This is a genomic window from Streptomyces ossamyceticus (assembly GCF_001418475.1).
Lineage (GTDB): Bacteria > Actinomycetota > Actinomycetes > Streptomycetales > Streptomycetaceae > Streptomyces > Streptomyces ossamyceticus.
On sequence record NZ_LIQX01000756.1, the window covers coordinates 1 to 3,082 of the forward strand.

The following is a 3,082-nucleotide window of genomic DNA, read 5'->3' on the forward strand; positions in this document are numbered from 1 at the left end:
GTACGCGGGGGGCTGGGCGCGCGGGCCTCGGTGGGCGCCGCGGACACACCGGAGGTCCTGGGCCCCCCGGAGGCGCCGGAGGCCCCGGAGGCGCTGGACGCGCTTGGTGCTCTCAGCGCGCGGGGGGCGCCCGGTGTGGTGGGTACAAGCGGTGTGCGCGGCGCGTTCGGTGAGGTCGGCGCCGACGGGGCGGGCGGGGCCGACGAGGCGGTCGGTGGGCGGCGGGTGATCGGTGTGCTCGGGACAGCCGCCGTACGGGACGCGCCCGGTGTACGCGAGGTGCTCGCCGTTCGTGGCGTGCTCGCGGTTCCTGGCGTGCTCGCCGTTCGCGGCGTGCTCGGTCTGCGCGGCGCGCCCGGGGGCGTCGACGTGGTGCGCGGTGCCGTCGGCGCGCGTGTGGGTCCCTGCGCGCTCGGTGTGTCGAGCGCGCCCGGCGTGTCCGGCGTGCTCAGCTTGTTCCGTTCCCGGCGTGGCGCTGATCCGCTCATGATCAGCCAGTCCTCTGGAGTGAGTTGAGGCAGTTGCCGGAGTGTGGGGCTCCTTGTGCGCGGCTTCCCACTGTCGCCGCGTTCGCACGGCATCACACCCGTAGTTCACCCCTGCGGGTGCACTCTCGCGCGGTGGAGGCCGAGTCGCGCTTCCGTACGCGTACACTGCGCGACTTTCAGGGGCGCGGGAGCAGCGCCGCGAGACCGGCGCGCGAGCCCGGCGCCCTCGACCTGACCGTTTCGTGCCTCAGCCCTGGCCATTTTGCGGCCCCTTCCGGCCACGCCGACCTGGCACACACACCGGCCACTCTTGACCTGGTCATGCCAGAGCCGCACCATGAGCGCCACACCCGCACCAGGGCCTGTCGATCACCCCACGGTCATCGGCGGGCCGGAGGCACGTCGCACGGATCCACCCCCCGCTCCACTCCCCGCTCCGGAGACCCCGGAATTCCTGGAGAAAGTAGGAGACTCATGCGACTCCGCATTCGCGGCAGATCAGCGGTGCCCGACGACACGGGCAGGAGATCGGGCCGCCGCACCGCCGCCCTCGTCGGCCTGCTGGCGATGGCCCTCGCGGCGCCGGTCGCCGCGACCACCACGGACGCGACGGCGACCAGCGCCGAACGCCCGAAGGCCTCGGCGGACGACATCCGCCAGTACGAGGTCCACATGCACTCGGACATCGAGTCCCGCACGGCACTCCAGAAGGCCGGCGTCTCGGTGGACGACGCCGACGACCACTCGGTCTTCGTCTCCGGCCGCGCGGACCAGATCAAGAAGCTGAAGCAGCAGGGCTACGAGGTCACCCCGCTCGGCGCCGTGCCGGACCGGTCGAAGGGCGAGGACGACGTACGTCTCTTCGACTTCCCGTCCGCCGACTCCCGCTACCACAACTACGCTGAGATGACGAACGAGATCAACTCCGTCGTCGCGGCCAACAGCTCCATCGTCAGCCAGCGGGTCATCGGCACCTCGTACCAGGGCCGGAACATCGTCGCCATCAAGATCAGCGACAACGTCGGCACCGACGAGGCCGAGCCCGAGGTGCTGTTCACCCACCACCAGCACGCCCGCGAGCACCTCACCGTCGAGATGGCGCTCTACCTCCTGAACGAACTGACCTCCGACTACGGCACCGACTCCCGCGTCACCAACATGGTGAACAACCGCGAGATCTGGATCATCCCGGACCTCAACCCGGACGGCGGCGAGTACGACGTGGCCACCGGCTCGTACCGCTCGTGGCGCAAGAACCGCCAGCCCAACAGCGGTTCGTCGGCCGTCGGCACCGACCTCAACCGCAACTGGAACTACCGCTGGGGCTGCTGCGGCGGCTCGTCCGGATCGACGTCCTCCGAGACGTACCGGGGTCCGTCCGCCGAGTCCGCGCCCGAGGTGAAGGTCGTCGCGAACTTCGTCCGCAGCCGTGTCGTCGGCGGGGCGCAGCAGATCAAGTCCGCCATCGACTTCCACACGTACAGCGAGCTGGTGCTGTGGCCCTTCGGGTACACGACCGCGAACACGACGACCGGGATGACCGCCGACGACCGCAACGCCTTCGCGACGGTCGGCGGGAAGATGGCCGCGAGCAACGGGTACACGCCCGAGCAGTCCAGTGACCTGTACATCACCGACGGGTCGATCGACGACTGGCTGTGGGGCAACCAGAAGATCTTCAGCTACACCTTCGAGATGTACCCGTCGTCCGCCGGCGGGGGCGGCTTCTACCCGCCCGACGAGGTGATCGCCCGGGAGACGGCACGCAACCGGGACGCCGTGCTGCAACTGCTGGAGAACTCGGACTGCATGTACCGGTCCATCGGCAAGGAGGCGCAGTACTGCTAGCGCCGGGTCCGTAGTGAGCGTGGGGAACTGCGGGCCGCTGCGGCCCACTGTGGCCGGTCGCGCAGTTCCCCGTGCCTCTGCTCGTCGCGGGCGCCTACTCCTCGCGGGCGCCCTACCTGTCTCGGGGGCCTACTTGTCGGTGCTCTCGTCGGCGTCCGGCTTCGCGGTGTCCTCGGGCTCGGCCGGGGCGTCCGCCGTCGCGGACTCGGCCGAGTCGTTCTCGTCGCTGTCGCCGTCCTCGAAGTACGCGTCCAGGACCTCGTCGATCCGGGTCTCCCACGCGGCGTGCTCGGACTTGGCCTTCGCCTCGATCTCGATGGGGTACCAGCGGCGGTCCGGGGTGTGGACCGTGATGGTGAACCGCTTCCCGAAGCGGGGGGACTCCGTCTCGATCGCGCCGATCTCGTCCCAGCGGAACTCGCACGCCTGGTCGTCCAGGTGGAGCCGTACGCCCCTGTGGTCGGCGACGATCTTCGCGCGGCGGTCGGCGGCCTCGAAGACGGGGCCCTCGACGGCCTCCGCTTCCTCGACGGCCTCGCCGTCGGCCTTCGCGTCGGGGTCGCTGTCGGCCTTCGCGTCAGGCTCGTCGTCGGCCTCGCTGTCGAGTTCGCTGTCGAGTTCGGCGTCCGGCTCGGCGGCGACAGCCTCGTCCGCTTCCACGGTCTCCGCCTGCTCGGCGGATTCCGTCGGCTTGATGTCCTCCGGCTCCTCCTGCTTCTCCTTCGTCACGGACACGGGTGCCGTGA

2 protein-coding genes and 1 pseudogene are annotated in these 3,082 nt (G+C 70.4%); 2 read left to right on the forward strand and 1 reads right to left on the reverse strand.

Translation table 11 applies throughout. From position 1 onward, the window contains the following. Together AOK15_RS38135 and AOK15_RS38140 are read left to right on the forward strand one after the other, a co-directional pair. A pseudogene (locus AOK15_RS38135) lies at positions 1-516 on the forward strand (hypothetical protein); the annotation flags it as partial. A 446-nt stretch (positions 517-962) separates the two neighbouring features. Further along, the gene (locus tag AOK15_RS38140; protein WP_055523409.1) at positions 963-2,336 is read left to right on the forward strand and encodes a M14 family metallopeptidase; all 1,374 of its coding nucleotides are present in this window, start codon (positions 963-965) and stop codon (positions 2,334-2,336) included. Between the two features lie 129 nt (positions 2,337-2,465). Here the strand turns inward: AOK15_RS38140 and AOK15_RS38145 are convergent. Further along, on the reverse strand, positions 2,466-3,082 hold a 617-nt coding region (locus AOK15_RS38145; RefSeq protein WP_107099612.1), incomplete at its 5' end, for a hypothetical protein.

Coding starts and splice junctions, on each gene's coding strand:
- AOK15_RS38140 (WP_055523409.1), top strand. CDS start 963: ATGCGACTCCGCATTCGCGGCAGATCAGCGGTGCCCGACGACACGGGC.